Origin of the sequence: Mitsuaria sp. BK041, from assembly GCF_014193085.1 — a bacterium.
GTDB lineage: Bacteria > Pseudomonadota > Gammaproteobacteria > Burkholderiales > Burkholderiaceae_C > Roseateles.
The window spans coordinates 239,254-264,932 of the sequence record NZ_JACHYT010000001.1; the positions used below are offsets into that span (position 1 = coordinate 239,254).

24 protein-coding genes are annotated in these 25,679 nt (G+C 70.8%); 12 read left to right on the forward strand and 12 right to left on the reverse strand.

The window, feature by feature from the left end; translation table 11 throughout:
- The first annotated feature begins 136 nt into the window (after positions 1-136).
- Both FHT38_RS01015 and FHT38_RS01020 read left to right on the forward strand, forming a co-directional pair.
- Positions 137-607: an Lrp/AsnC family transcriptional regulator gene (locus tag FHT38_RS01015; protein ID WP_147241570.1), complete on the forward strand. Its 471-nt coding sequence runs from the start codon at positions 137-139 to the stop codon at positions 605-607.
- Between the two features lie 290 nt (positions 608-897).
- Positions 898-1,554 carry an HPP family protein gene (locus FHT38_RS01020; protein WP_183489010.1) on the forward strand — a complete coding sequence of 219 codons (657 nt, stop codon included), beginning with the start codon at positions 898-900 and terminating at the stop codon, positions 1,552-1,554.
- A gap of 30 nt (positions 1,555-1,584) precedes the next feature.
- Here the strand turns inward: FHT38_RS01020 and FHT38_RS01025 are convergent, their stop codons facing one another.
- A complete protein-coding gene (locus FHT38_RS01025) occupies positions 1,585-2,031 on the reverse strand; it encodes a hypothetical protein (RefSeq protein ID WP_091720377.1) in 447 nt (148 codons plus the stop codon).
- A gap of 296 nt (positions 2,032-2,327) precedes the next feature.
- On the opposite strand from FHT38_RS01025, the gene FHT38_RS01030 reads away from it, so the two are divergent.
- A complete protein-coding gene (locus FHT38_RS01030) occupies positions 2,328-2,882 on the forward strand; it encodes a protein phosphatase CheZ (RefSeq protein WP_183489012.1) in 555 nt (184 codons plus the stop codon).
- An 18-nt stretch (positions 2,883-2,900) separates the two neighbouring features.
- Here FHT38_RS01030 and FHT38_RS01035 read toward each other — a convergent pair whose 3' ends face one another.
- Entirely contained in the window at positions 2,901-3,719 is an 819-nt protein-coding gene (locus FHT38_RS01035; RefSeq protein ID WP_183489014.1) for a zinc-dependent peptidase, read from the reverse strand.
- Positions 3,720-4,072: 353 nt separating this feature from the next.
- On the opposite strand from FHT38_RS01035, the gene FHT38_RS01040 reads away from it, so the two are divergent.
- Together FHT38_RS01040 and FHT38_RS01045 are read left to right on the forward strand one after the other, a co-directional pair.
- On the forward strand, positions 4,073-4,459 hold the full coding sequence (locus FHT38_RS01040; protein WP_141225185.1) for a hypothetical protein: 387 nt from the start codon (positions 4,073-4,075) through the stop codon (positions 4,457-4,459).
- A gap of 67 nt (positions 4,460-4,526) precedes the next feature.
- On the forward strand, positions 4,527-5,351 hold the full coding sequence (locus FHT38_RS01045; RefSeq protein ID WP_183489016.1) for a lectin: 825 nt from the start codon (positions 4,527-4,529) through the stop codon (positions 5,349-5,351).
- Here the strand turns inward: FHT38_RS01045 and FHT38_RS01050 are convergent, their stop codons facing one another.
- From FHT38_RS01050 to rsmI, 3 genes are all read right to left on the reverse strand, one after another.
- Positions 5,352-6,500, reverse strand: coding sequence for a 3-deoxy-7-phosphoheptulonate synthase (locus tag FHT38_RS01050; RefSeq protein ID WP_183484652.1), 1,149 nt, complete (start codon positions 6,498-6,500; stop codon positions 5,352-5,354).
- Positions 6,501-6,815: 315 nt separating this feature from the next.
- Positions 6,816-8,279 (reverse strand): metalloprotease TldD, encoded by a 1,464-nt coding sequence (gene tldD / locus FHT38_RS01055; RefSeq protein ID WP_183489018.1) that lies wholly within the window; start codon positions 8,277-8,279, stop codon positions 6,816-6,818.
- 101 nt (positions 8,280-8,380) lie between these two features.
- The gene (gene rsmI, locus FHT38_RS01060) at positions 8,381-9,361 is read right to left on the reverse strand and encodes a 16S rRNA (cytidine(1402)-2'-O)-methyltransferase (RefSeq protein ID WP_183489020.1); all 981 of its coding nucleotides are present in this window, start codon (positions 9,359-9,361) and stop codon (positions 8,381-8,383) included.
- On the opposite strand from rsmI, the gene FHT38_RS01065 reads away from it, so the two are divergent.
- From FHT38_RS01065 to FHT38_RS01080, 4 genes are all read left to right on the forward strand, one after another.
- Positions 9,360-9,767 (forward strand): YraN family protein, encoded by a 408-nt coding sequence (locus FHT38_RS01065; protein ID WP_183484657.1) that lies wholly within the window; start codon positions 9,360-9,362, stop codon positions 9,765-9,767. The genes rsmI and FHT38_RS01065 overlap by 2 nt on opposite strands.
- 48 nt (positions 9,768-9,815) lie before the next feature.
- On the forward strand, positions 9,816-10,385 hold the full coding sequence (locus tag FHT38_RS01070; RefSeq protein WP_091720410.1) for an SIS domain-containing protein: 570 nt from the start codon (positions 9,816-9,818) through the stop codon (positions 10,383-10,385).
- Positions 10,386-10,414: 29 nt separating this feature from the next.
- Positions 10,415-11,074: a BON domain-containing protein gene (locus FHT38_RS01075; protein WP_183489023.1), complete on the forward strand. Its 660-nt coding sequence runs from the start codon at positions 10,415-10,417 to the stop codon at positions 11,072-11,074.
- A 204-nt stretch (positions 11,075-11,278) separates the two neighbouring features.
- Positions 11,279-12,319, forward strand: coding sequence for a sce7725 family protein (locus FHT38_RS01080; RefSeq protein WP_183489025.1), 1,041 nt, complete (start codon positions 11,279-11,281; stop codon positions 12,317-12,319).
- Between the two features lie 34 nt (positions 12,320-12,353).
- Here FHT38_RS01080 and FHT38_RS01085 read toward each other — a convergent pair whose 3' ends face one another.
- From FHT38_RS01085 to FHT38_RS01100, 4 genes are all read right to left on the reverse strand, one after another.
- Entirely contained in the window at positions 12,354-14,621 is a 2,268-nt protein-coding gene (locus FHT38_RS01085; RefSeq protein WP_183489028.1) for a molybdopterin-dependent oxidoreductase, read from the reverse strand.
- A gap of 110 nt (positions 14,622-14,731) precedes the next feature.
- The gene (locus FHT38_RS01090; RefSeq protein WP_091720425.1) at positions 14,732-15,502 is read right to left on the reverse strand and encodes a LytTR family DNA-binding domain-containing protein; all 771 of its coding nucleotides are present in this window, start codon (positions 15,500-15,502) and stop codon (positions 14,732-14,734) included.
- Positions 15,499-16,608 (reverse strand): histidine kinase, encoded by a 1,110-nt coding sequence (locus tag FHT38_RS01095; protein WP_183489032.1) that lies wholly within the window; start codon positions 16,606-16,608, stop codon positions 15,499-15,501. Before FHT38_RS01095 ends, FHT38_RS01090 begins: the two co-directional genes overlap by 4 nt.
- Positions 16,605-17,780, reverse strand: coding sequence for a sensor histidine kinase (locus tag FHT38_RS01100; RefSeq protein ID WP_183489037.1), 1,176 nt, complete (start codon positions 17,778-17,780; stop codon positions 16,605-16,607). Before FHT38_RS01100 ends, FHT38_RS01095 begins: the two co-directional genes overlap by 4 nt.
- Before the next feature lie 111 nt (positions 17,781-17,891).
- Here FHT38_RS01100 and FHT38_RS01105 point away from each other — a divergent pair, with 111 nt between their 5' ends.
- Positions 17,892-18,740, forward strand: coding sequence for an alpha/beta fold hydrolase (locus FHT38_RS01105; RefSeq protein WP_183489040.1), 849 nt, complete (start codon positions 17,892-17,894; stop codon positions 18,738-18,740).
- Positions 18,741-18,827: 87 nt separating this feature from the next.
- Here FHT38_RS01105 and FHT38_RS01110 read toward each other — a convergent pair whose 3' ends face one another.
- Together FHT38_RS01110 and FHT38_RS01115 are read right to left on the reverse strand one after the other, a co-directional pair.
- Positions 18,828-19,193 carry a PilZ domain-containing protein gene (locus tag FHT38_RS01110; RefSeq protein WP_183489044.1) on the reverse strand — a complete coding sequence of 122 codons (366 nt, stop codon included), beginning with the start codon at positions 19,191-19,193 and terminating at the stop codon, positions 18,828-18,830.
- Positions 19,194-19,221: 28 nt separating this feature from the next.
- Positions 19,222-19,650, reverse strand: a complete 429-nt coding sequence (locus FHT38_RS01115; RefSeq protein WP_091720446.1) for a hypothetical protein — start codon at positions 19,648-19,650, stop codon at positions 19,222-19,224.
- Between the two features lie 253 nt (positions 19,651-19,903).
- Between FHT38_RS01115 and FHT38_RS01120 the strand changes: the two genes are divergently transcribed.
- Positions 19,904-20,563 (forward strand): DUF1134 domain-containing protein, encoded by a 660-nt coding sequence (locus FHT38_RS01120; protein WP_254783163.1) that lies wholly within the window; start codon positions 19,904-19,906, stop codon positions 20,561-20,563.
- 14 nt (positions 20,564-20,577) lie between these two features.
- Here the strand turns inward: FHT38_RS01120 and FHT38_RS01125 are convergent, their stop codons facing one another.
- Positions 20,578-21,228 (reverse strand): hypothetical protein, encoded by a 651-nt coding sequence (locus FHT38_RS01125; protein ID WP_141225187.1) that lies wholly within the window; start codon positions 21,226-21,228, stop codon positions 20,578-20,580.
- 251 nt (positions 21,229-21,479) lie between these two features.
- Here FHT38_RS01125 and FHT38_RS01130 point away from each other — a divergent pair, with 251 nt between their 5' ends.
- The gene (locus tag FHT38_RS01130; protein WP_183489047.1) at positions 21,480-25,589 is read left to right on the forward strand and encodes an LAGLIDADG family homing endonuclease; all 4,110 of its coding nucleotides are present in this window, start codon (positions 21,480-21,482) and stop codon (positions 25,587-25,589) included.
- Positions 25,590-25,679: the final 90 nt, after the last annotated feature.

Sequence of the window (25,679 nt, forward strand, 5' to 3'; positions counted from 1 at the left end):
GGAAGAGCCGGCCGGCAGGACCGGTCGGCTCGAATGTATGAATGAGGAGATTCTTTCCTAGACAATCGGCAGTTTCTTGCTCCGTTTGCTCGCTGCATCGCAAGGATCGATAGAGACATTCTCAAAAGAGGCGGATATGGAGAACGAACGTTTCGACCGGGCGACGCGCCTGATCCTGGAGGCGCTCCAGGCCGACGCCCGCCAGAGCACCCAGCAGCTGGCCGACAAGGTGGGGCTCTCGGCGACGCCGGTCTGGCGACGCGTCAAGGAGCTGGAGGAGCGCGGCGTCATCCGCCGCCATGTCGCGCTGGTGGACCGGGAGCAACTGGGGCTCTCGATCTGCGTGCTGGCCAATGTCAGCCTGGTCCGGCACACCGAGGGCGCGGTCGAGGCCTTCGAAGCGATGGTCGCGGGCAGCCCGGAGATCGTCGAATGCCAGGCCATCACCGGTGAGGCGGACTACGTGCTGAAGATCGTCGCGCCCGACATGAAGGTCTACGACCAGTTCCTGCAGAGCAAGGTCTTCAAGGTGCCCGGCGTCGCGAGCGTGCGCAGCAACGTCGTGCTCCGCGAGGTCAAGTACGAGACCGCCTACCCGGTTCCCTGACCGCTTCCCACGCCACCACCACCTCCATTCCACCGCCACGCCCCGCCTCCCGTCTCCGTCTCCGTCTCCGTCTCCGTCTCCGTCTCCGTCTCCCGCAGTCCTCTTCCTGGAAGGCAGCGAGTGGCGATGGGGCCGGAATGATGCGAGGGGGTCCAGGAGGGAGCCCCCTCGCGTCGTGGAGAGCCCGCGCTTGTCCCTCCGGAGTTAGGCGTTCTCCTCAATGGCCTCCACTGCCTCCACATGCCATCCTCCGCCGCATGTTTTCCGTCTACGGCACCTCTGGAAAGATCTTGACGGGCGGCCTTGAGCAGGTGCGCGACCTCGCGCCGGTGCAGGCCGTGGCCCGCACCCGCGCGGTGGCGCCGATCGCGCGCCAGGGGGATCTGACGCCGTCGACTGTCGTGCTGGCTGGCGTGGGTCAGGGCGGTGCCGGGGGCGGGATGGCGAGCGGCGCGTCGGCTTATGTCGCGCACGAGGCGCTGGCGGCCTATGCCGGCGACACGCAGCGCCAGGTGCTTACGCAGGTGCATCAGCTGATGAGCCGCAAGCTGATCAGCGTCATGTCGGGCGCCCCGCTGCGGAGCGCGATGCGGATGATGTCGCGTGCTGGCGTTGCGCAGGCGCCGGTGCTGGGTCCGATGGGCGAGGTGCGCGGCCTGGTGTCGCGTGGCGATCTCACGCGGGGTTTGGCGGACGATCTCGACGAGATCGCCGAGATGATGGTCATCGCGCGGCGCCTGGCCGCGCCGGTGGATGACGTGATGTGGACGCCGGTGCCGGTGGCGCAGCCGGACACGCCTTTGCGCGAAGCGGCGCAGCTGCTGCTGGACCTGGGGCTGCCTGGCCTGCCGGTTGGCGACGACAACGGCCATCCGATCGGCTTCCTCTCGCGCAGCGACCTGCTGCGCGGCATGACGCACGAGCCGCCGCTGGACCTGTGGACTTGAGCGCGCGCCCGGGCCTTCGGCGCGGCGGGGTCAGTACTTGCGCATGCCCCGCTCGGCTTCTTCCTGCTCGATCGCCTGCAGCGTGCGCCAGTCGGTGCAGACGAACACGCCGTCCTCGATGATCCGGTCGGGCAGGGAGCCATCGCCCCGGGCGATCCGGCCGTCCTTGCAGACCAGCGCGCCGCGCGCCTGTCCCTGCTCCGTCAGCGCCTTGCCGACCGCCATCGAGTCGCGGGTGTAGAGCGCCAGCACCAGCAGCGCGAACAGCACGCCCAGGATCAGCACCACGCCGACCATGACGTCGCTCACGTCACGCAGCGCCGAGGCCTGCGGGGCTGCGGCCTGCGCCCGCGGCGCGGCGGCGAAGCTGGCGCCGTCGCCGCGGGAGGACGACGACGGACGCGCGGTGCCGGACGAGCCGGACCGCGAGGGAGCGCGATGGAAGCCGGGCGAGGGACGGGTGGTGGCCATGTTCATGAGACGGATCGCTTTGCCAAGAACGGACGGCAGCAAGGACGGGCCGCGGACGGACGAAGCGAAGGCTACAGGCGCGCCGGCCGGTCGCTGACTTAAATGCAGGACTCCTCACCAAAAATGCACGGGTGACCCTCCCCCTTTCCGTTGGTTACACCAGTTGCAGAACTAAGATTTCCGGGTATTGAAAGCGGCGCTCCAGACCGCTCCCCAGCGCCAGTGTCGATGGCGCCCGCACCGCGCCGGTGCCATCCGCAACCCCGCGTTTCCTTCGCGCCCACCCACCGCGATCCGCCGCCATGTCTCAATCCGAATCCCCGCTCACGGCCGCCGCGCATCAGGCGCTGCACAAGCTGTCCCAGGAGCTGCCGGATGCCTGCGAGCGTCTGGACTACGTCAAGCGCATGACCGACCAGGCCGCCAGCAAGGTGCTGGGCATCGTGGAATCGGCGCAGGAGGACGCGCAGGCGGTGGGCCGACAGGGGCATGAGTTGTCCGAGTCGCTGCAGCGGCTGGCGGCCGCGCCGGACCTGAGCGTCGAGCGGGCGCGCGCGATGATGCGCCTGTGCGCGGCCTACGCGGCCGGCGCCGCCGGTTTCGCGGATCGGGTGAAGGGGCTGCAGACCGAGATCATGATGGCCCAGGACTTCCAGGACCTGTCCGGCCAGGTGATCAACAAGGTGCTGGCCATGCTGCGGCCGGCCGAGGCGCCGCTGCAGCAGCTGCTCGCCGCGCACGACCATGTCGAGCCGGCCGCCGCGGCGGCGCAGGAGCAGCTCGCCGGCGTGCAGACGCCCGACAAGGCGCTGCAGCAGGACGACGTCGACGCGCTGCTGGCCGAGATGGGGTTCTGATCCCCGTCCCCGCCGCGCTCAGGACCAGAGCAGCGGATCGACCTCGTAGAAGCGCCGCAGTTCCCCGTACAGCGCGGGATGCGCCTGTGCCAGCGCCCACGGCTGACCGAAGAAGCGCTCGCTCGCGACCGCGAAGAACTCCGCCGGCTCGGTGGCCGCGTAGTCCCCCAGCGGATCGGGCTCGCCCGCCGCGAGCCGCGCGCGCAGCAGGTCGAAGCTCTGCTGCATCACCGCCGCCCAGCGCGCCTGCCGCGCGCGGTTGCCCAGCCAGGGCGCGCCATTGGCCCATCCCTTGACCTGATCCAGCTGGTGCGCGAACTCGTGCACCGCGACGTTGTGGCCGCGCTCCGGCAGCGAGGCGTCGCGCAGCACGTCGTCCCAGGACAGCACGACCTGTCCCTCGCCCCAGGATTCGCCGCTCAGCACCTGGCGGTCCTGCATCTGCAGCGGGCCTTGATGACGCACGCGATCGACGATGAAGGCGCCGGGATAGACCAGCACCGTGTGCAGCTTCGGGTAGTAGCCGCGAGCGCGGCCCAGCAGCGGCAGCGACGCCAGCGCGGCGATGGTGACGCGGACCTCGTCGGTGATGACCTGGCCGGCGCAGCCGATGAAGGATTTTTCCGCCAGGAAGACCTGCATCTGGCGCTTGAGCTTGAGCTGCAGGTCCGCCGGTAGCCGCGCCGCCTGCGGCACGTTGCGGCGCAGGATGGCGCGCCATGCGGCGGGGAAGGCCTTCGCCCGCAGCGCGGCCCGGCGCCGGGCCTGCCGCCAGGGCTGGCTCAGCAGCCAGAAGCACAGCAGCGCGGCGGTCAGCGCGAGGAAGATCAGGGCCATGGCTTCGGCGCCTGGGGCGCGTCGCATCGAAGCTTCGAACATGCGCTCAGGGAGCGATGTTTTCAAGAGCGGGCAGGTCTTGCGCCCGCTTGTGGGTGGGGCGACGGGCGCTTCGCCCGATGCTCGAACACATCTGCGGCGTCGGCGCGACGCTGGGCGCGCGGGCGGGCGATTGACGTCCGACGGGCAGCGGCGCATGTCGGTTTCCAGCGGCTCGCCCCGGACAATTTCGACCTGGGCGGCGCCGGCTTGAGCGCTCGATGAAGCGCGGCGCGCGGCGCTCGCCCACAGGCACACACGCATCAAGAGGGAGGGCGGCGGACGGTCGGGAAGATCGGGCGCCGTCGGGCGATTTGAAGTTTTCGGAAGTACAGGCGACGCCGCTCAGGACGTCGCCGTTCGATGTCAGTCCGCTGCAGCAGTACCGCGCCAGGATCCAGCAGGAGATGCTGGACGGGCCGCCACCGTCGGTGGTGCTGAAGCTGTCCCCGTTCATCGGGACGGAGGGGCCGCTCCAGGAGATGTACGCGCGCAACCGCGCGGACGTCACCTATGGCCGGCATCCGCTCGGCCAGGAGGCGCCGCCGGCCAGCCGCGTCGAGACGCCGGCCTATTCGCGGGGCACCTACACCGCCGCGAGCTTTCCCGACCTGCAGGTCCAGGTGACGCTGGGGCCCCTGCTCGTCAGCGAGGTGGAGCGCGCCGGCGGCACGCCGCGCGTGCTGGACGTCACCGCCTGAGGCGCCTTAGCATCGCCCGCAGTCGCGTGCGCATGGCGCGCGACGCAGGGAGAGGCAGGAGGCGACCATGGATTCCAACAACCGGCCTCGCCGCTGGGCGCGGCGCGTCATCGCGCTGCCCGTCGCGGCGGGGCTGCTGATCGGTAGCCTGCCCGCGCGGGCGGCGGACCAGACCATCGAGCTGAGCTCGCGCGGCGGCTACCAGAGCCATCGGCTGCCGGACGGCACGACCGAGGTGGAACTCGTGCAGCAGACCGCCGGTGGCTGCCGCTTCGGGCGCACCTGGGGTTATGACCTGACGAGCCAGGAGCTGTGGGTCGATGGCGGCTGCAGCGGCCGCTTCAAGATCACGACCTCCGCGGCGGCCGGTGGCGATGGCGCCAGCAGCTCCGACAACTCGAGCAACATCGGCGCGGCGGTCGCGGCGGCGGCGGTGATCGCCGGCATCGCGCTGATCGCCAGCAAGGACAAGGACAAGGATCGCGACCGCGACGACGGCTGGCAGGACGACGGCGGCTGGAATGCGCGCCAGATCCGCGGCAAGGGCGGCCTGTGCCTGGACATCGAAGGCGGCGCGCGGCCCGGGCGCAAGCTCATCGTCTACGACTGCAACGGCGGCGGGAACCAGCACTTCGAATGGAACCGCGAAGGCGAGCTGCGCGTCGCGGGGCTGTGCCTCGATGTCGCGGACCGCAACACCGCCGATGGCGCGCGGGTGATGGCCTTCACCTGCAACGGCGGCGCCAACCAGCGCTGGCGCGCGCGTGGCGGCGAGATCCGCAGTGCCGACTCCGGCAAGTGCCTGGACATCGAAGGCGGCCGCGCCCGTCCGGGCACGGCCGTCATCATGTATCGCTGCAACGGCGGCGACAACCAGCGCTGGTCGTGGTGATCAGCGCGCGACCGTCTCGGTGCGGGCGGCCCGCACCGCCTGGCTGAGCACGTCCAGCACCGCGATCGAATCGTCCCAGGCCAGGCAGGCATCGGTGATGCTCTTGCCGTACTCGAGCTGCGAGGGATCGTCCTTGCCGGGGCTGAACTTCTGCGCGCCGCCCTTGAGGTGGCTCTCGACCATCACGCCGAAGATGCTGGTGCTGCCGGCGCGGATCTGCGCGGCGATGTCCTTGGCGACGTCCAGCTGGCGCTCGTGCTTCTTGCTGCTGTTGGCATGCGAGCAGTCGACCATCAGCCGGGCGTCGAGCTTGGAGGCTTCCAGGTCCGCGCAGGCGACGGCGACGCTCTCGGCGTCGTAGTTCGGCGCCTTGCCGCCGCGCAGGATCACGTGGCAGTCGCGGTTGCCCTTGGTCTCGACGATCGCGACCTGGCCGTTCTTGTGCACCGACAGGAAGTGGTGCGGCCGCGCCGCGGCCTGGATCGCGTCGGTGGCGATCTTGATGTTGCCGTCGGTGCCGTTCTTGAAGCCGATGGGCGCCGACAGACCCGAGGCCAGCTCGCGGTGGACCTGGCTCTCGGTGGTGCGCGCGCCGATCGCGCCCCAGCTGATCAGGTCGCCGATGTACTGCGGCGAGATCACGTCCAGGAACTCCGAACCCGCCGGCATGCCCAGGCGGTTGATCTCCAGCAGCAGCTGGCGCGCGATGCGCAGGCCCTCGTCGATGCGGTAGCTCTCGTCGAGGTAGGGATCGTTGATCAGGCCCTTCCAGCCGACGGTGGTGCGGGGCTTCTCGAAGTAGACGCGCATCACGATCTCGAGCGTGTCGGCATGCTGCTCCCGCATCGTCATCAGCCGCTTGGCGTATTCGAGCGCCGCGCCCGGGTCGTGGATCGAGCACGGGCCGATGATCACCAGCAGGCGGTCGTCCTTGCGCTGCATGATGTCGCGGATGCGCTGGCGCGTGCCGACGACGAGCTGCTCCATGGCCGTGCCACGGATCGGGAAGAAGCGGATGAGGTGTTCAGGAGGCGGCAAGGGCGTGATGTCCAGGATGCGTTCGTCGTCGGTCTGGGAGGTCTTGTCCTGCGGCGAATACCAGCGCTCCGCCTGTTGGGCGCTGGGATACGGGGTCGACTTGGCATTCATGGGAATCACGCTTTCTATGAGGGCTGGGGGTGGCGCTCGGGGCCCGGCCGAAAAAAAACCGCCGGGCTTGTGGGCCCGGCGGTTTCTTGAGGATTCTTGGCGCGCTTGCTTATGCGTTCGCCTCTCCTCCGCCGGGGCGGTGCGAGAACCAAAAATAAGCAAAGTAAAACTTCGGTGCGGAACGCATAAGGACCAATAGTGCCTGCGCGGGTCGCGGCGCGTCAAGCGCCGCGAGGGGACGGCCGCGGGTGTGGCGCGACGGCATCGGGCAAGCGAGCCTTCGCGGAACCGTGGGGATGCGCGGCCGGCATGGGGTCAGGCCGTGCCGCCGACGGTCAGGCCGTCGATGCGCAGCGTGGGCTGGCCGACGCCCACCGGCACGCTCTGGCCTTCCTTGCCGCAGACGCCGACGCCGGTGTCCAGCTGCATGTCGTTGCCGATCATGCTCACGCGGGTGAGCGCGTCCGGGCCGTTGCCGATGATGGTTGCGCCCTTGACCGGGTACTGGATCCTGCCCTTCTCGACCCAGAAGGCCTCGCTGGCGGAGAACACGAACTTGCCCGAGGTGATGTCGACCTGGCCGCCGCCGAAGTTGGTCGCGTACAGGCCCTTGTCGATGCTGGCGATGATCTCGGCCGGATCCTTGTCGCCGCCCAGCATGTAGGTGTTGGTCATGCGCGGCATCGGCACGTGGGCGTAGCTCTCGCGGCGGCCATTGCCGGTGGGGGCGACCTTCATCAGCCGCGCGTTCATCGCGTCCTGGATGTAGCCCTTGAGGATGCCGTCCTCGATCAGCACGTTGCGCTGCGAGGCGCAGCCCTCGTCGTCGACGTTGAGCGAGCCGCGGCGGTCGGGGATGGTGCCGTCGTCCAGCACCGTCACGCCCTTGGCCGCGACGCGCTGGCCGATGCGGCCGGAGAAGGTCGACGAGCCCTTGCGGTTGAAGTCGCCCTCCAGGCCGTGACCGACCGCCTCGTGCAGCAGCACGCCGGGCCAGCCCGGGCCCAGGACCACGGTCATCTCGCCGGCCGGGGCCGGGCGCGACTCGAGGTTGGTCAGCGCCGCGCTGACCGCCTGCTCGACGTAGGACGCGATCATCTCGTCGGTGAAATAGGCCAGGCCGAAGCGGCCGCCGCCGCCGCCCGATCCCACTTCCCGGCGGCCGTCGCTCTCGGCGATCACGGTCACGGACAGGCGCACCAGCGGCCGCACGTCGGCGGCCAGGGTGCCGTCGGCGCGCGCGATCAGCACCACCTCGTGCTCGGCGGCCAGGCCGGCCATCACCTGCTTGACGCGAGGATCCTTGGCGCGGGCCAGGCGCTCGGTGCGCTCCAGCAGGGCGACCTTCTGCGTGCTGTCCAGGCTGGCGATGGGATCCGCGTCGCCATACAGGGCGCGGCTGCCGGACACCACCGGCTCGGCCGGCACCTTGACGCGTTTGCTCTGCCCGGCCGACGCGATCGCGCGCACGGTGCGCGCGGCGTCGAGCAGCGCGGCCTCCGAAATGTCGTCCGAATACGCGAAGGCCGTCTTCTCGCCGGCGACGGCGCGCACGCCCACGCCCTGGTCGATCGAGAAACTGCCGCTCTTGACGATGCCTTCCTCCAGGCTCCAGCCCTCCGCGCGGGTGGTCTGGAAGTAGAGGTCGGCGTCGTCGACGCGGTGCTCGGTGATCAGCCGCAACGCCTGCGACAGCGACGCGTCGGTCAGGCCGAAGGGTTCGAGCAGCTGGGCACGGGCGGTGACCAGGCGGGCGAGGGTGGGTTCGCGCGAAATCATCGGGCGATTGTAGGCATCGCCCATGGCGGCCGGGGGCCGGGCGCGGCGGCCGACCCTGCCGCAAGGATGGGGACCGGGCGGCCCCGGGGTGGAGGGCCGGCTCAGTCGGAGCGGGCGCCGGTGTCGGTGTCGGAGTCGGAGTCGGTATCGCCGTCGCCGTTGGCATCGCCCCCGGCGTCCTGCTTCCAGGCCAGCGCCAGCTGGTACAGCGCCTTGCGCGATTCGCCGGTCAGCTCCGCGGCGAGGGACGCCGCCTGCTTCAGCGGCAGCTCGCGCATGAGCACGCGCAGCGTGCGCTGGGCGTCCTCGGGCAGGCCGGCTTCGCCCGCCGGCGCGGGCGCGGCATGCAGCACCAGCACGAACTCGCCGCGCTCGCGCTGCTTGTCGGCCGCCATCCAGGCGGGCAGCGTGGCGCAGGGCGCGGTGTGGATGGTCTCGAACTGCTTCGTGACCTCGCGGCAGATCGTCAGCGTCTGTTCGGGCGCGAGCTCGGCCAGCAGCGCGATCAGTTCCTGGATCCGATGGGGCGCCTCGAACAGCACCTGGCTGTGGGGCGCGCCGGTCAGCGCCTGCAGCGCCGCGCGCCGCTCGGCCGCCTTGGTTGGCAGGAAACCGACGAAGCGGAAGCCCTGGGCGCGGGCGTCGCCGGCCACGCTGAGCGCCGCCGCCGCGCTGCTCGCGCCGGGCAGCGGCATGACGCGCACGCCGGCGCGCGCGGCCGCGGCCACCAGCACCGCGCCCGGGTCCGAGATCGCCGGCGTGCCGGCGTCGCTGACGTAGGCGATGCGCTCGCCGGCGAGCAGCCGCGCGACCAGGCCTTCCGCCGCCTGCTGCTCGTTGTGCTGGTGCAGCGCCAGCAGCGGCTTGTGCAGGCCGAGCCAGCGCAGCAACTGAGCGCTGACGCGCGTGTCCTCGCAGGCGACGGCGTCGACCAGCCCCAGCACGTGGATCGCGCGCAGGCTCAGGTCGGCGAGGTTGCCGATCGGGGTCGCGACGACGTAGAGCGTGCCGCCCGGGAATTGCTGATGACCGGCCGCGGCGGAAGCGGCGGCGATCAGCGAGGCGGACGGGGACGTCGACATGTTCAAGAAACTCTCCATCGGACGGGACGGCGCGGATGCGCAGGCACGGGGCGCCGGCGCCGAGCAGCGCGCCCTGGACTACCTGAGGCGGCAGGGGCTGCGGCTGGTGGCGCGCAATTATCGGGTCGCGCGCGGGCCGTCCGCGCGGGGCGGGGAGGTCGACCTGATCCTATGGGCGCGCGATGGGACGCTGGTGTTCGTCGAGGTGCGTGCCAGGGAACGCGATGCGCACGGCGGCGCGGCGGCCAGCGTGACCCGGGCCAAGCAACGGAAGGTGATCTTCGCGGCGACATGTTTCCTGCGCACGCTGGCGGAGATCCCGCCTTGCCGGTTCGACGTGGTGGCCATCGATGGCGATCGCGTCGAGTGGCTGCAAGGGGCCTTCGACGTGCCGGCCGAGCACTGAGCTCTGCGGCGGTCGATGGCCTTGCAGCACCCTTTATCATCCGCGCTCATGTTGGAACAACGCATACAACAACAATTCTTCGAGAGCGCGGACCTGCTCTACCAGGTCGCCGAAGGGCTGTCCCGCCCGCTCGCCGTCGCGGCGCAGATGATGGTGGACGCGCTCACCGCCGGCGGTCGCGTGCTCACCGCCGGGCTCGGCACCTCGGCGGCGGACGCGACCTACATGGCCTCGCTGCTGTCCGGCCGCTTCGAGCAGGAGCGCCCGGGCCTGGCCGCCATCGCGCTGGACGCGCAGGCCCAGGGCTACGCCGATCCCGCCTCCGCGCTGATGCGCCAGATCCAGACCTTCGGCCATCCCGGCGACCTGCTGCTGCTGTACGAGGCGCAGGCCAGCGGCGCGGCCGCCGCGCTGCTGCAGGTGGCGCATGCGCAGGAGATGAGCGTGATCGTGCTCAGCGGCACGCAGGACGACGACTGGCGCGGCACGCTGCTGGACACCGATGTGCAACTGCGCGTGCCGCACAGCCGCTTCGCGCGGGTGGCGGAAGCGCACCGCCTGCTCTCCCACTGCCTCAGCGACGCGATCGACCTGCAGCTGCTCGGCGCGGGCGAATGACCCTCCTCCCGACCTTGAAGGACCTCCCGATGACCTCCGTGACCCGAAGCCCCCGCCGGACCCGCCGCCTGATCCTTGCCGCCGCGCTGGGCGGCGCGTTGCTGCAGACCGCCTGCGTGCCGCTGATCGTCGGCGGCGCGGCGGTGGGCAGCGCGATGGTGGCGACCGACCGGCGCACCTCCGGCACGCAGCTCGAGGACCAGGGCATCGAGCTCAAGACCGCCAACCGCATCCGCGAGCAGCTCGGCGACCGCGTGCACATCAACGTCAACAGCTACAACCGCATGGTGTTGCTGACCGGCGAGACCCGCAACGACGAGGACCGCGCCGCGGTCGAGCGCATCGCGCAGGGCGTCGAGAACGTCGGCAACGTGCTCAACGAGGTGGGCGTGGGCATGCTGAGCTCGCTGTCCAGCCGCGCCAACGACGTGGCCATCGCCGCCAAGGTCAAGGCCAGCCTGGTCGACGCGAAGGACCTGATCACCAACGCGTTCTACGTCGTCGTCGAGCGCGGCAACGTCTACATCATGGGTCGGGTGACCGAGCGCGAGGCCACCCGCGCGACCGAGATCGCCCGCGGCGTGCGCGGCGTGCAAAAGGTGGTGCGCGCGATGGAGATCATCAGCGAGGCCGAGCTGGCCGCGATGGGCCAGGCCCAGCAGCCGGCCAAGCCGAAGAGCACGCCCTGAAACGCGCCGATGCCGGCCGACGCGCCGGCCGCCCCGCCCAGCAAGGGACCGCCACGCGGTCCCTTTTTTCTTGGCGTGACGGGGCCCGTGATTTTTCCGGGTCCCTTGATCTGGCGCATTGATGGAAGGGATCGCTGCTGACGGATGAGCCAGTGCTCATCATCATCGCCCCTCCCTCAATCGAGACAGTTGGAGGCGAAGACCATGTACTTCCCCTATCTCCATGGCAAACAGAAGGAGGTGCTGGCCTTGCGCCACCTGGCGCAGGTGCTGGGCGCGGAGGGCCAGGTGCAGCCGGTGATGGAGCCGGTGCGGGTGATGGCGACCTCGATGCGGCACACGCTGGAGGCCTGCGAGGCGCATCGCCTGCCGGTGTGGCTGGTGGTCAATCCGGTGCGGCAGGATTTCGACCTGCTGCTGCCCGCCGAGGCCTTCGACTGGGGCCGGCAGCTGTTCACCTCGTTGCCGACGCGCCAGTGGATCCATCCGACGCTGATGCTGGGCCCGGCGCTGACGCCCGACGTGGTGCGGCGCTTCGTGCAGCTGTTCGGGGCCCGGCCGATGGGGCTGGTCGTCGGCCCCGAGGCGCCGCCGCTGTCCGAGTTGATGACGATGCTCGGCGGGGCGCGGGTGCGGCAGGTGTTCTTCAAGGGTGTCGAGCCGACCGCCGCGGACCGAGCCGCGCTCGGGGACGCCGCCTGCGTGCGGGTCGAGGACCGGCGCCTGCCGGACAGCCCCGACCTGCGCCAGGACCACCGTCACCCGTTCCTGGATCCGCTGCCCCATCCCTGGCGGGAAGGCGGCGCGGACTTCTCGGACTACACCACGCTGCCCTCGCGCCCGGACACGCCGGAGGCATCGTCGCGCCTGGCGGCGTTCCGGCTCAGCTACCTGCGCATCGCGCCAGCCGCGGCGCCAGCGCCGGCCGCGATCTGGCTCGAGTCCTTCCTGAGCGGCCGGCTCGCGCCCGACGAGGACAACGCCGACCAGCGTTTCCGCCGCGCGCTCCGCGTGTTCCAGGCGGCGCTCGACCGCGACGACGCCTGTTTCGGTCCCACCGAGGCGGTGCGGCGCTACCTGGCCGGCCTCATCGATGGTGTCCAGCCTTCACGGGCGCTCAGCAAGCAGTGGGAGCTGATGCACCACCTCGAGCTGATCAGCGGCGTGCTCGCGGGACGCTTCCCCCAGGCGAGCCCTGCCGGCGTGCCGACCAGCCTGCTGGCGCCCGCGGCGGTGCGAGCCTGAGGCGCGCTGCCGACGCGGTGCCGGGCGCGGCGGTTCAGGCCTCGGCCGCGCTCAGCCGCACCGGGATGCCGCTGAGCACCGAGGTGCCCGAGACCGGGTCGCGGGCCTCCTCGTCCAGCAGCAGGTTCATGTTGACGCCCGGATGGCGGGCGGCGACGTTCAACTGGCTGCCGCTCAGGTCATGGCCCCAGCCGTGCGGCAGGCTGACCACGCCTGGCCGCATGTCGGGGCTCAGCGTGACCGGTGCGATCACGCTGCCGCGCGCGTTGCTCAGGCGCGCGGACTGTCCTTCCACCAGCCCCGCGCGCGCCGCATCGTCGGGATGGACCAGCAAGGTGCAGCGCTCGCGGCCCTTGGCCAGCACCGGCAGGTTGTGCATCCAGCTGTTGTTGCTGCGGGTCTCGCGCCGGCCGATCAGCAGCAGCTCGTCGCCGGTCGGATGACGCAGCGCCGCGTCCGCATGCGCGAGGTCGGCCAGCAGCGCCGACGGCGCCAGGTCGATGCGGCCCGAGCTCGTGCGCAGGATCTCCGGGACGCGCGGCTGCAGTTCGCCGAGATCGATGCCGTGCGGCGCGGCCTTCACCTTGGCCAGCGTGAGGCCGTCCGGCTTCGCGCCGAAGCCGTCGCCGTAGGGGCCTGAACGCAGCCCCAGGTCGAGCCAGCGCGCCGGGCCGGCGCCGCCCTCGAGCACGCCGAAGACGGCCTCGGCCTGGTCGCCGGCCTGGCGCTTCAGCTCGGCGCGCAGCGCGGCATCGTCGACCGCCTGCAGGTCCGCGTCGACCGGCAGGCCCGAGGCGATCGCCGCCAGCCGCAGCAGCGTCTGCCATTCGGCCCGCGGCGCGTCCGGGGCGTCGGCATCGACGCGCAGCACCGGGCCCGACCAGCGCGCATGATTGCGCCACGACAGCTGCGCGAAGACCATGTCGTAATGCCAGTCCTCCAGCGGGGAGGGCGGCGGCAGGATCAGGTCGGCGTGGCGGCTGGTCTCGTTGATGTAGGGGTCCAGGCTGAGCATGAAGTCCAGGCCGTCGAGCGCGCGCGCGAGCCGCGCGCCGTTCGGCGAGGACAGCACCGGGTTGCAGGCCACGGTGATCAGCGCATGCACCTGGCCGTCGCCGGGGGTCTCGATCTCCTCGGCGAGGCAGCTGATGGGGAATTCGCCCATCACTTCCGGCGCCTTGCCGACGCGGCTGTGCCGGCGGCCGGTGGCGACGCCCTTGCCCTGCCCCGGCCGGCCCAGCGTGTTGGCGGCGAAGGCGGCGGCCTTGGGGAACATCAGGCCGCCCTCGGTGTCGAAGTGGCCGGTGACGATGTTGAGCGCGTCGATGAGCCAGCTGTTCAGCGAGCCGAAGCGCTGCGTGCAGGTGCCGAAGCGGCCGTAGAGCACCGCCTTGGGCGTGGTCGCGAATTCGCGCGCGAGGCGCCGCTGGGTCTCGGCGGGGATGCCGCAGTGCGCGGCGCCGCGCTCGGGCGGGAAGTCGGCGACGGCGGCGCGCAGCGCGTCCAGGCCCTCGACATGCGCTTCCAGGCGTCCGAGCCGTTCCAGGCCTTCCTCGAACACGGTGTGCAGCAGTCCCAGCAGCAGGTAGACGTCGCCACCGGGGCGGATCGCGAGGTGCTCGTCGGCGGCCTGGGCGGTCTCGGTGCGGCGCGGGTCGATGACGACGATGCGCCCGCCGCGCGCGCGCATCGCCTTCGCCTTGCCTCGGTAGTCGGGGCTGGTCCACAGGCTGCCGTTGCTGACCATGGGGTTGGCGCCCAGGCAGATGAAGAGATCGGTGCGCGGCAGGTCCGGCACCGGCACGCTGAGCCAATGGCCGTACATCAGCCCGCAGGCGAGCTGCTTGGGCATCTGGTCCAGCGTCGAGGCCGAGAACAGGTTGCGCGTGCCCAGCGCGCGCGCCAGGTGCGGGAAGTAGCTGAACAGGCCGATCTTGTGCGAGGCCGGATTGCCGATGGTCAGCGCGACCGCGTCGGCGCCGTACTGCTCGCACAGCGGCGGCAGCCGGCGGGCGACCTCGGCGAAGGCCTCGTCCCAGCTGACGGGCTCGAAGCCGGCGCGGTCGGCGCGGCGACGCATCGGCTGGCGCAGGCGGTCGGGGTCCTCGTGCAGGTCCTTCAGCGCGACGCCCTTGGGGCAGAGGTAGCCGTGACTGAAGGGGTCGGCCTCGTTGCCGCGGATCGAGATGACCGAGCTGCCCTCGGGCGTGGTCTGGGTGCGGATCTCGAGGCCGCAGCAGGCCTCGCACAGCGGGCAGATGCGGGCGTGGGTGTGCTCGGTGGCTGTGGCGTCCAGGGCCATGGCGTGTCTCCCGTCGTTTGCCGGCGATTGTGGGAGGCGGCCGCAGGAGCGGTGGTCATGTAGGCGACAGGGGCGGGATGACGTGATGCGCACTGCCTCGACCGCTGGCCCTACATCTGCCGGAAGAGGTGGGTATAGCTTTCCGCGACGATCAGCGCGTCCTCGCTCTCCTTGAGCTTGACCTGCATGCGGCCGCGGAAGTCGCGCGAGACACCGGCCACCGCGGCGGCGTTGACCAGCGTCGAGCGGTGGATCTGCCAGAACTGCTGCGGATCGAGCTCGTCGACCAACTCCTTGAGCGGCTTGCGGATCAGCGCCTCGCCCTGGCGCGTGGCGACGCGGGTGTACTTGTTGTCGGACTGGAAGTACAGCACCTCGTCGACCGTGATCAGCTTCAGCGTCTGGCCCACCGACGCGTTGATCCAGCGCAGGAACTGCCGCTGCGGCAGCTTGCCGGCCTGGGCGCCGAGCTGGCTCAGCACCGCGCTCAGGTCCGCCGGCGGGCCCGCCATGCGCTGCTTGACGCGCTGGATCGCGGTGAACAGCCGCGCCGGCTCGAGCGGCTTGAGCAGGTAGTCGACCGCGCCCTCGTCGAAGGCGGACACCGCGTACTGGTCGTAGGCGGTGACGAAGACGACGTGCGAGCGCCCCTGCACCTGCCGTGCGACGTCCAGCCCGGTGGCGCCGGGCATCTGGATGTCGAGGAAAAGCACGTCGGGCCGGCATTCCTGCAGCAGGCGCAAGGCCTGCACGCCGTCCGCGGCCTCGCCGACGATGACCAGTTCCGGCCACAGCTGCGCGAGCCGGTCCATCAGTTCATGGCGCAGCGTCTCCTCGTCCTCGGCGACGACAGCGGTCGGTGCGGCGGAATGAAGGCTCATGCGGGCAGCTCCAGCGTGAATTCGGTGTCGTCGGCATTGCTGCGGCATTGCAGCCGCGGTGGCGGCGCGCCGGGCGCGCGGTCCAGGCGTTCGAGGCGTTCGCCGAGCGCGCGCAGCGCGGTCTCCTCGCCGCACAGGCCGCCGCGGTCGAAGGACAGCCGCAGCCGCAGTCCGCCGCCGCTGGCTTCCTGGGCGCTCAGCCGCGCCTGGGTCGGCAGCCGCGCCGCGTCGCGCAGCATCAGCTGGGCCAGCGGCAGCAGCAGCATCGGCGGCACCGGCCGCGGGGCCAGCCAGGCGGACCACTCGGTCGACAGCGGCAGCGCGCCGCGTTGGCGGCCGGCCACCACGGCCAGGTAGCTGTCGAGCAGCGCCGCCTCGGACTCGAGCGTCACGCCGCGCTCGCGCAGCCGTGGCAGCGCCACCCGCAGATGGCGGATCAGGCGCTCCATCTGTTCCGGCGCCGCGGCATCGGCGCGCTCGTAGGCGCGCTCGATGTCGACCAGCGTGTCGAACAGGAACTGCGGCTCCACCTGCGCCTGCAGCGCCGCCAGGCGCGCGGCCACGGCGTCGCGCTGCATCGCGCTCTGCTCGCGCAGCAGCGTGTCGAGCCGGGCACGGGTGCGGCGCCGCTGCATCGCCATCTCGTACCAGGCCACCGACAGGCTGGCGGTGACGCAGATCGACAGGCACTCGCCGATGAAGTTCAGCCATCCGATCGGCTGGCAAGCGTCCTCGCACTTTCGACTGCGCGCCAGGTCGGCGATCGACGGCAGATGCAGCATCGGCATCAACTGGTCGTACAGCAGCTTGGCCAGCACCGCGCCGCCCAGCACCGCCAGCGCCAGCGCCGCGATCCGCCAGCCGCCGCGCAGCGCGCTGCGCGTGGCCGGCAGCCAGGTCAGCAGGATCACCAGCGCCACCAGCAGTGGCGTCAGCATCTGGTTGGCCAGCGCGGACGGCCAGCGCGCGTCGTCGATCACGTAGAAGATCGACGGCGCATCCACCAGCCCGTAGAAGACGCCGATCAGCAGAAACCAGGACAGCTCCTCGCGGCGCAGCGAGCGCCACGAATGCCAGAGGTGGTCGACCGCGCCGCGCGCGCTCATGGGAGCGCCCCGGCGGTGGCCACGGACGCGCCGCGCTCCGCGCCGGCCAGCGGCACGCGCACCCGTGCGATCACGCCGCGCGGTTCGGCCGCCTCGAGTTCCAGCCAGGCCTGGGCGCCGAACATCGCCGTCAGCCGCGCCCGCGTGTTGGCCAGCCCGACGCCGCTGCCGCCGCTGGCGGCGAAGCCCTGGCCGGTGTCGCGCACCTCCAGCAGCAGGCCGTCGCCGGCGGACTCGCGCCGCGCGCAGATGTCGATGCGGCCGCCCTCGGGCAACGGCGACAGGCCGTGCTTGATCGCGTTCTCGACCAGCGTCGGCAGCACCATCGGTGGCAGCGAGGTCGCGAACAGCGCGGCGTCGGCCTCGATGTCGAAGCGCAGCCGCTCGCCCATGCGCATCTGCAGGATGGTCAGGTAGCTGCGCGCCAGCTCCAGCTCCTGGCCCAGCGTCGACATGCCCTGGCGCATGCTGGGCAGGGCCGCCCGCAGGTAGGCGATCAGGCTGCCCATCATGTCGCGGCCGCGCTCGGGCGCGGTCTCGTACAGCCGCTTCACGTTGGCCAGCGTGTTGAACAGGAAATGCGGCTCGATCTGCGCGTTCAGCGCCGAGAACTGCGCCTCCAGCTGCTGCGCCTGCAGGCGGTCGTGCTGGCGCGAGAGCTCGGCCAGGCGCGCCTGGGCGCTGCGCTCCTCGCGCAGGCCGTGCAGCAGCGCGGCGAAAAAGCCGCCCAGCACCAGCCACAGCGCGGTCGTGGACATCAGCCAGGTCCAGCTCAGCGGCTCGTTGTCCTCGGAGCCCAGGTTCGCGACCTTGTAGCGCAGCAGCGTGCCGAGCGCCGCGCCGACGCCGATCGCGACCGCGCGCACGGCCACCGGCCAGCGCATCCGGGTGCGCGCGAGCAGCGCCTCGGCCAGCGCCAGCGCGGCCAGCACGCTCAGCGCGGTGAGCAGCGTCTGGCGGGTGAAGCGGATCCACTCGAGCAGCCAGCCGCCGACGGTCTCATCCTGGGTGAGCCAGGTCAGCGAACGCGCGCCCGCCATCGCCAGGCAGAAGTAGAAGGCCGCCGCGATCATGCGCAGGTTGAAGAGCTGCAGCGCGGCGTCGCGCGCCGAGCGGCGGGGCTCGGGCGGCGCGCCGGCGGGGCCGGTCGGGGACGGGGACGCATCGGACATGGGCGGCATTCTGGCCGCGGCGTCCGGGGCCCGCCAGCGGCCGTGCGACGAAGCCGCCCTGGGCCGGACGAGTCCGGCCTGCGGGGGGCGGAGGCGGCATACTCGCCGCCCATGAAGATCCATATCGGTAACGGCGCGCGACTCTTCGTCGACGTCGAGGGGCCCGGCCTGGTGCCGGACGGGGTGCGGATGCGAGAGAAGCCGACGCTGATCTGCATGCATGGCGGCCCCGGTTTCGACCATGCGGCGTTCAAGCCGGCCTTCAGCCAGCTCGCGGACCTGGCGCAGATCGTCTACTACGACCACCGCGGCCACGGCCGCAGCGATCCGCGACCGTCGTCGGAATGGACGCTCGACACCTGGGCCGACGACATCGTGCGCCTGTGCGACGCGCTGGGCATCGAGCGGCCCATCGTGCTGGGCCAGTCCTTCGGCGGCTTCGTGGCGCAGCGCTACATCGCGCGGCATCCGGGGCACGCGTCCAAGGTGATCCTGTCCAGCACCTCCCACCACATGGGGCTGGAACGCAAGCTGGCCGCCTTCGAGCGGCGCGGCGGCCCCGAGGCCCGCGCGCTGGCGCATGCTTTCTGGAGCCAACCGTCGCGCGAGACCTTCGAGGCCTACTGGGCCGGGGTGCGCCACCTCTACAACACCCGCCCGGCCGCCGACCCGGAAGCCAGCGGCCGCACGCTGGTGAACCTGGACATCCTGCTGCACTTCGTCGGCGGCGAGAAACAGGACCTGGGTCTGCTGCAGGGCCTGGAGCAGGCCCGCTGCCCGGTGCTGGTGATGGTGGGCGAGGACGATCCCGTCTGCCCGCTGGAGGATGCGCTGGAGATCCACGACGCGCTGCCGCAGCAGTGGCGCCAACTGGCGCGCTTCCCCGGCGTCGGCCACGGCGCATGGCGCGACGACCCGACCGCGGCCTTCGCGGTGCTGAGGAAATTCATCGCGGAGTGACCCGCTGTCTTACCCCCTCTCCCGCTTGCGGGAGAGGGCAGGGGTGAGGGCCAGCGCCCGATGAAGTCCCGCTCGTCCCGTCGCCCCTCAGGGCGCCACCAGCGCCTTGAAGTCACGCTCGGCCAGCGCCGCGTCGCCCAGGTTGAGCTCGATGACGCGGCGCAGGTGGGTGATGCTCTCCAGGTCGATGCCCAGGCAGAGCAGCCCGGCGCGGTCGCTGTTCACATGGGCGAGCTGCGCCGCCATCGTGATGCGCCCTTCGTGCGGCGCGAGCGGCAGGTCCAGCAGGCACAGCTCCCCGGGCTCGACGCCCGATGACGCCGGCAACAGCAGCAGCGCGCCCTTGAGCGACAGGTCCAGCACCTGCACCGGCAGGCGCTGCTCGACCGTCACCAGCTGCGCCGGCCCGGCGAACGCGATGCGGGAGAAATGACGGCGTTCGGCGGAGCTCATGGTGTCGCTCGGTGGGGGTGGCGCGAGCTCAGAGCTCGGCGTAGATGGTGCTCTTCTCGATCGCCTGGTGCAGGCGCGAGGGCGCCAGCGGCTCCAGGCCCATCGTCTCCAGCAGGTACCACGAGGCGCGCAGCAGCGCGGAGGTGGCCTGGCGGAGCTCGGTCGATTCGGGCGATTCCTGGCGGGCCAGCATCGCCTGCAGCTGCCTCGACTGGTTGTGCCCGGCGACTTCCGGCACCTGCGGCGGCACATGCTGCTGCGTCAGGCGGGCCAGCAGCTGCTGGACCTCGTGGCCGTGCTCGGGCGATTGGATCAGGCGGGCCAGGTCGCCGAGCAGGCGTTCCCCGGCGGCTGCCAGCAACTGCGCGGAATGGTCCGCGCCGCCGGCGACGTAAAGCGCCGAGGCCATGTCCAGGTACTCCAGCGCGCGCGCCAGACGGGGCAGATCACTGCTCACTGCATGTCCTCCTTGATGCACTCTTGTCATGACTGCTGTTTGCATGCATCGCCGCTCCTTGTTGTGGATTCGGTCCCTCTCGACGGCGTGAGGCCGAGTGTATCGGGGTGCTGCCGCGGCGCGCACGCCGTTTGTCACGCCCGGGGGTAGCATCCATCGGTTCGTAGAGCGGGCACTGTGTTTGCCCGCCGGACCAGGAACGCGCCGGGCGACGCGATTGCCCGACGCCATCCAGACTTACCCGGAGATCCGCATGAATCGCCATGACCGCCAAGACTTTTCGACCGAAGGTCCGATGGAGCTGAACGAGGCGCCGAGCGCGCCGGCGCGACGCGACGCGCTGGGCCGCCTGGGGCGTTATGCCGCCGCGGGGCTGGTGTTGCCGCCGGGCCTGGCGGTGTTCCCCGCGCTGGCGGCCGAAGGCGAGGACGACACCTACGACCAGGATTCGGTGGTGCATGCCGCGACCGAGTTCTTCGGCGAGACCACCGAGGGCCTGGCCAAGGTGATCGAGAAGGCCTTCAAGGAGCAGGGCCGTCCGAACGCCTACATCAAGGGCCAGGAAGCCGGCGGCGCGATCACCGTGGGCCTGCGCTATGGCGAAGGCCAGCTGCTGATGAAGCGCGGCGGCGGCGGGATGGTGTACTGGGCCGGACCGTCGGTGGGCTTCGACCTCGGCGCGAACGCGTCCAAGGTCTTCACGCTGGTCTACAAGCTGCCCAAGCCGAGCGCGATCTACCGCCGCTTCCCCGGGGTGGACGGCAGCCTGTACTACATCGGCGGCGCGGGCATCAACTACCAGCGCGCCGATGGCATCACGCTGGCGCCGATCCGGCTGGGCGTGGGCCTGCGTGCCGGGGCCAGCGTCGGCTACATCCACTACCGGCGCGAGAAGACGATCAATCCGTTCTGATCGACCGGCGCCGCTCAGCCGGTACGCAGCGGCGCGCCTTCGCGCTGGCTGCGGGTGAGCGCCTGCTCGGCGCGGGCGAGCAGGCCGCTGCCGGTGTCGCCCGGCCCGCGCCAGGCGGTCAGGCCCATGCTGAGCGGACCGGCCGTCGGCTGCTGCTGCATCCAGACCGCGCGGAAGCGCTCGCAGACCTTGCGCCCGGTGGGCAGGTCGACGTCGTGCAGCAGCATCAGCATCGCCTCGCCCTGGCCGAGCGCGAGCACGTCCTGCGCGCGGCACTGCTGGCGCAGCATGTGCGGCAGGGCGCCCGCCGGCGCGCGCGCGGCGGCCAGTGCCACCAGGCACCAGGCCATGTCGGGGGAGCGCTGCTCCTGGCGCTCGACCAGCCGCGCCAGCAGCTGATCGCGCGATGCCAGCGGCGAGGAGACGCCGGCCTGCACGGCCAGCGCATGGAAGCGTTTGTAGTGGGCCAGGGCGATGTTGAAGTCGCCATGGGCCTCGGCCAGCGCGCTGAAGGTCTCCTGCATGGGCGCATGGTCGTCGCCATGGACCTTGCGCAATTCATCCAGGCGGGAACGGGCCGCGTCGAGCTGGCCGTCGAGGATGAGACGGTGGGCGTCGGCGCAGCCTTGTTCCAGATCGCCCAGGGTACCGGGACTGGACCGCAAGACCTTCTCGGGAGTCATATCACCAAAGAATAACGTCCGATATCCGACCATCCCATGGGGGCTAACCAGCGGAGAAGGGGCTGAAGACGCATCAAACCGTGTCTGCGCCGCAAGTACGCGCTTACCGGAGGACACGCGGTTGACGGTTCCGTGACGTGGCGGCGAGGCCGGGATGACGGATTCGTGGCCTGGGGGAGACGGGCCGGCCGGGGCGGGACTAGGATGGCCCGCGTCGTTCGATGGAGACCCGCATGAGCCAGCAGCCCGTCCCCCAGCACCTGTCGCCGCCGGTTCCGGCCGCCTCGCCCCTGCAGGCCACGGCCGACACCCTGCCGCCGCAGGACATCAGCGCGGAGGTGCTGCTCGAGAAGTACGCCAAGGACGGCGAGCGCAGCCTGGACGAGGTCCGGGCGCGGGTGGCCCGGGCGCTGGCCGCGGCGGAGTCGCCGGAGCAGCGCGCGCACTGGGAGGCGAAGTTCCTCGAGGCGCAGCGGCGCGGCTTCGTGCCGGCGGGGCGGATCGCCTCGGCGGCGGGCACGGCCTTGTCGGCGACCCTGATCAATTGCTTCGTCCAGCCGGTGGGCGATGCGATCGCCGAGGAAGAGGATGGCCACCCCGGCATCTACACCGCGCTGACCGAAGCGGCGGAGACGATGCGGCGCGGCGGCGGCGTGGGTTACGACTTCTCGCGGATCCGGCCGCAGGGCGCGTATGTCAAGTCGACGCAGTCGAGCGCATCCGGCCCGATCAGCTACATGCGGGTGTTCGACCGCAGCTGCGAGACGGTGGAGTCGGCCGGCTCGCGGCGCGGTGCGCAGATGGGCGTGCTGCGCTGCGACCACCCGGACATCGAGGCCTTCATCCATGCGAAGGACCAAGGGGACCTGAAGAACTTCAACATCTCGGTGGGTGTGACCGACGCGTTCATGGAGGCGGTCGAGGCCGATGCCGACATCGAGCTGGTGCACAAGGCCGCGCCCGGCGCCAAGCTGCGCGCCGCCGGCGCGACGCAGCGCGCCGACGGGCTGTGGGTCTACCGCCGGATGCGGGCCCGCAAGCTGTGGGACCAGGTCATGCGCTCCACCTACGACCACGCCGAGCCGGGCGTGCTCTTCCTGGACCGGATCAATGCGGACAACAACCTGCATTACTGCGAGTCGATCAGCGCGACGAATCCGTGCGTGACCGCGGAGACCTGGGTGCTGACGGGGGACGGACCGCGCCAGGTGGCGGACTTGATCGGGACGCCGTTCCTGGCGATCGTCGATGGCAAGGCGTATCGGACGGAGTCCGCGGGTTTCTTCCCGACCGGGACGAAGCCGGTGCTCGCGCTGAAGACCCGGGAAGGCCACGCGCTGCGGCTGACGGCGAATCACCTGGTCAGGAGAGTGCTGAAGCGCACGCGCTACTTGACCGAGACCGACTGGGTCGCCGCAGGCGCCTTGCAGCCTGGAGATGAAGTGGTGCTGCATGAGCACCGATCGTTTGTTGGATGGCCCGGGGCTCATACAGCCGAGGAGGGATATCTCATCGGAGCGCTGCTGGGCGACGGACATCTCAAGAACGAGAAAGCCGTGCTCTCCGTGTGGGCCCCCGAACTGCGAGGTGTGGCCAACGGCGCCCCGGCCTCGCATTCAGCAGAGGGCATCGTGGCGGCGATCACAACGGCAATTGCCACCTTGCCGCACCGCGCGGACTTCCGCGGGTGGCAACGTCCGATCGCATCCGTAGGGGAGATGCGGTTGGCGTCCGCACCCCTCCGGGACCTCGCGCTGGAACTCGGCATGCGCTGCGGCGTTGGTGGCAAGTCGATCACGCCGTCAATGGAACGCGCGTCGTCCGACTTCCAGGCCGGACTGCTGCAAGGACTCTTCGACGCGGACGGCTCGGTCCAGGGCACGCAAGAGAAGGGCGTGAGCGTGCGTTTGACGCAGGTCGACCTTCCCACCTTGCAAGCGGTGCAGCGGATGCTGCTGCGATTCGGCATCGTCAGCACCATCTACGCCAATCGGCGAGAGGCGGGTGTCCGTGAACTCCCAGATGGGCGGGGCGACAAGCGGGACTATCCCCATCAAGCGATTCACGATTTGGTGATCGCTCTCGACAATCTCCAACTCTTCGCCGATCGCATCGGCTTCTCGGACACGGCCAAGGCTCGGCGTCTCGCCGAGCGCCTGGCGGCGCAGAAGCGGCGTCCCAACCGCGAGCGTTTCGTCGCCACCGTCGCCTCCATCGAGCCCGATGGCGTCGAGCCTGTCTACGACGTGACCGTCGAGCACGTCCATGCCTTCGACGCGAATGGCCTGATGGTCCACAACTGTGCCGAGCAACCCCTCCCTTCCTACGGCTGCTGCTGCCTGGGATCGGTCAACCTGACGACTTTCGTCAGACAGGCCTTCACCTCGCAGGCCAGATTCGACGAGGCCGAGTTCACCGACATCTGCAAGACCGCCACGCGCATGCTCGACAACGTGCTCGACGTGACGCCCTGGCCCCTGCCGCAGCAGGCCCGCGAGGCCGCCAACAAGCGCCGCGTGGGCCTGGGCTTCACCGGGCTCGGCGATGCGCTGGTGATGCTCGGCCTGCGTTACGACAGCGACGCGGCTCGCGCGATGGCGCGGCGCATCAGCGAGGTCATGCGCGATGCCGCCTATGAGGCCTCCGCTGACCTCGCGCTCGAGCGCGGCGCCTTCCCGCTGTTCAACGCGGATCTCTATCTTTCGGGCGGCAACTTCGCCTCGCGGCTGCCGCCGTGGCTGAAGGACAAGATCCGCGCGCAAGGGCTGCGCAACTCGCACCTGCTGTCGATCGCGCCGACCGGCACCATCTCGCTGGCCTTCGCCGACAACGCGAGCAACGGCATCGAGCCCGCGTTCTCCTGGAGCTACACCCGCAAGAAGCGGATGCCGGACAACAGCTTCAAGGAGTACGCCGTCGAGGACCATGCCTGGCGGCTCTACCGCCATCTCTTCGGCCCCGACGCGCCGCTGACCGACGCCTTCGTCACCGCGCTCGAGCTGCAGGCCGCCGATCACGAGGCCATGGTCGCGGCCGTCGCGCCGTGCATCGACACCTCGATCTCCAAGACCGTCAACGTGCCGGCGGACTATCCGTACGCCGATTTCCAGGACCTCTACCGCTGGGCCTGGCAGAGCGGCCTGAAGGGGCTCGCGACCTATCGGCCCAACAGCGTGCTCGGCGCGGTGCTGAGCGTCGAGCCGATCGCCAAGCCCGAACCGCTGAAGGCGGACACCGGCCCGAATCAGCGCCTGCGCGTCGAGCGGCTGCCCAAACCGGTGCTGGCCTCGCTGCGCTGGCCGAGCCGGCCCGAGATGCCCGGCGGCAATCCCGCGTGGTCGACGATGATCCGCCACCCGCATGGCGACTTCGCGCTGTTCGTCGGCGAGTTGCCGGCCGAGGGGCCCGACGCCGGCCTGTTCGGCCGCACGCTGCCCTTCGAGGTCTGGGTCAACGGCGCGGAGCAGCCGCGCGGGCTCGGTGCGATGGCCAAGACCTTGTCGATGGACCTGCGCGCCAACGACGCCGCGTGGCTGCGGCTCAAGCTCGACGCGCTGGCCACCGTCGCCGAGGAGCGCGCCTTCGAGATGCCGATGCCGCCGCTCGGCGAGCCGCGGCTGTTTCCGGGCGTGGTCGCGGCGACGGCCGCGGTGATCCGCTGGCGCTGCGAGCAGCTCGGCGCGCTCCAGGAAGGCGGCCCGACGCCGGTGCTCGACGCGATGTTCTCGCGCGAGGAACCGCGCACCGGCACGGCGGGGACGCTGGCGTGGGCGGTCGATGTCGACAACCCGGCGACCGGCGAGCTGTTCACGCTGACGCTGAAGGAGGTCAGCCTGCCCACGCCCGACGGCGGCAGCGTCACGCGGCCGTGCGCGATGGGCTTCTCGGGCAACTATCCGAAGGCGCTGGATGGATTGGCGCGGCTGCTGTCGCTGGACATGCGCGTGCTCGATCCGGGCTGGATCGGCATGAAGCTGCGCAAGCTGCTGAATGTCGGCGAGCCGCTGGGCCACTTCATGGCGCCGGTGCCGACGCTGTCGGGCGAGCGCAGACAGCAGGTGTGGCCGTCGACGGTGGCCTACGTCGCGCGGCTGGTGATCCACCGCTACGCGATGCTGGGCGTGCTCGACGAGAACGGCTATCCGCTCGTGGACATGGGGCTGATGCAGCAGGCGCCGCTGAAGGCGGGCAAGGCGGGCGCGGTGGCGCGTTCAGCGTCGGAGGCGGGCGGCATCGTCGCGATGGCCGGCAAGAAGTGTCCCGAGTGCGGGAACTCGACGCTCATCCATCGCGATGGGTGCGAGTTCTGCACCGCCTGCGGGTTTGTGGGGCAGTGCGGGTAACAGGCTTGACACACACCGACGCACAAGCCCCGTCTTGGTGAACCCTGGACGACAGACGCTGCCTTTCGGCGTGGCACAGGTCTTGCGCCC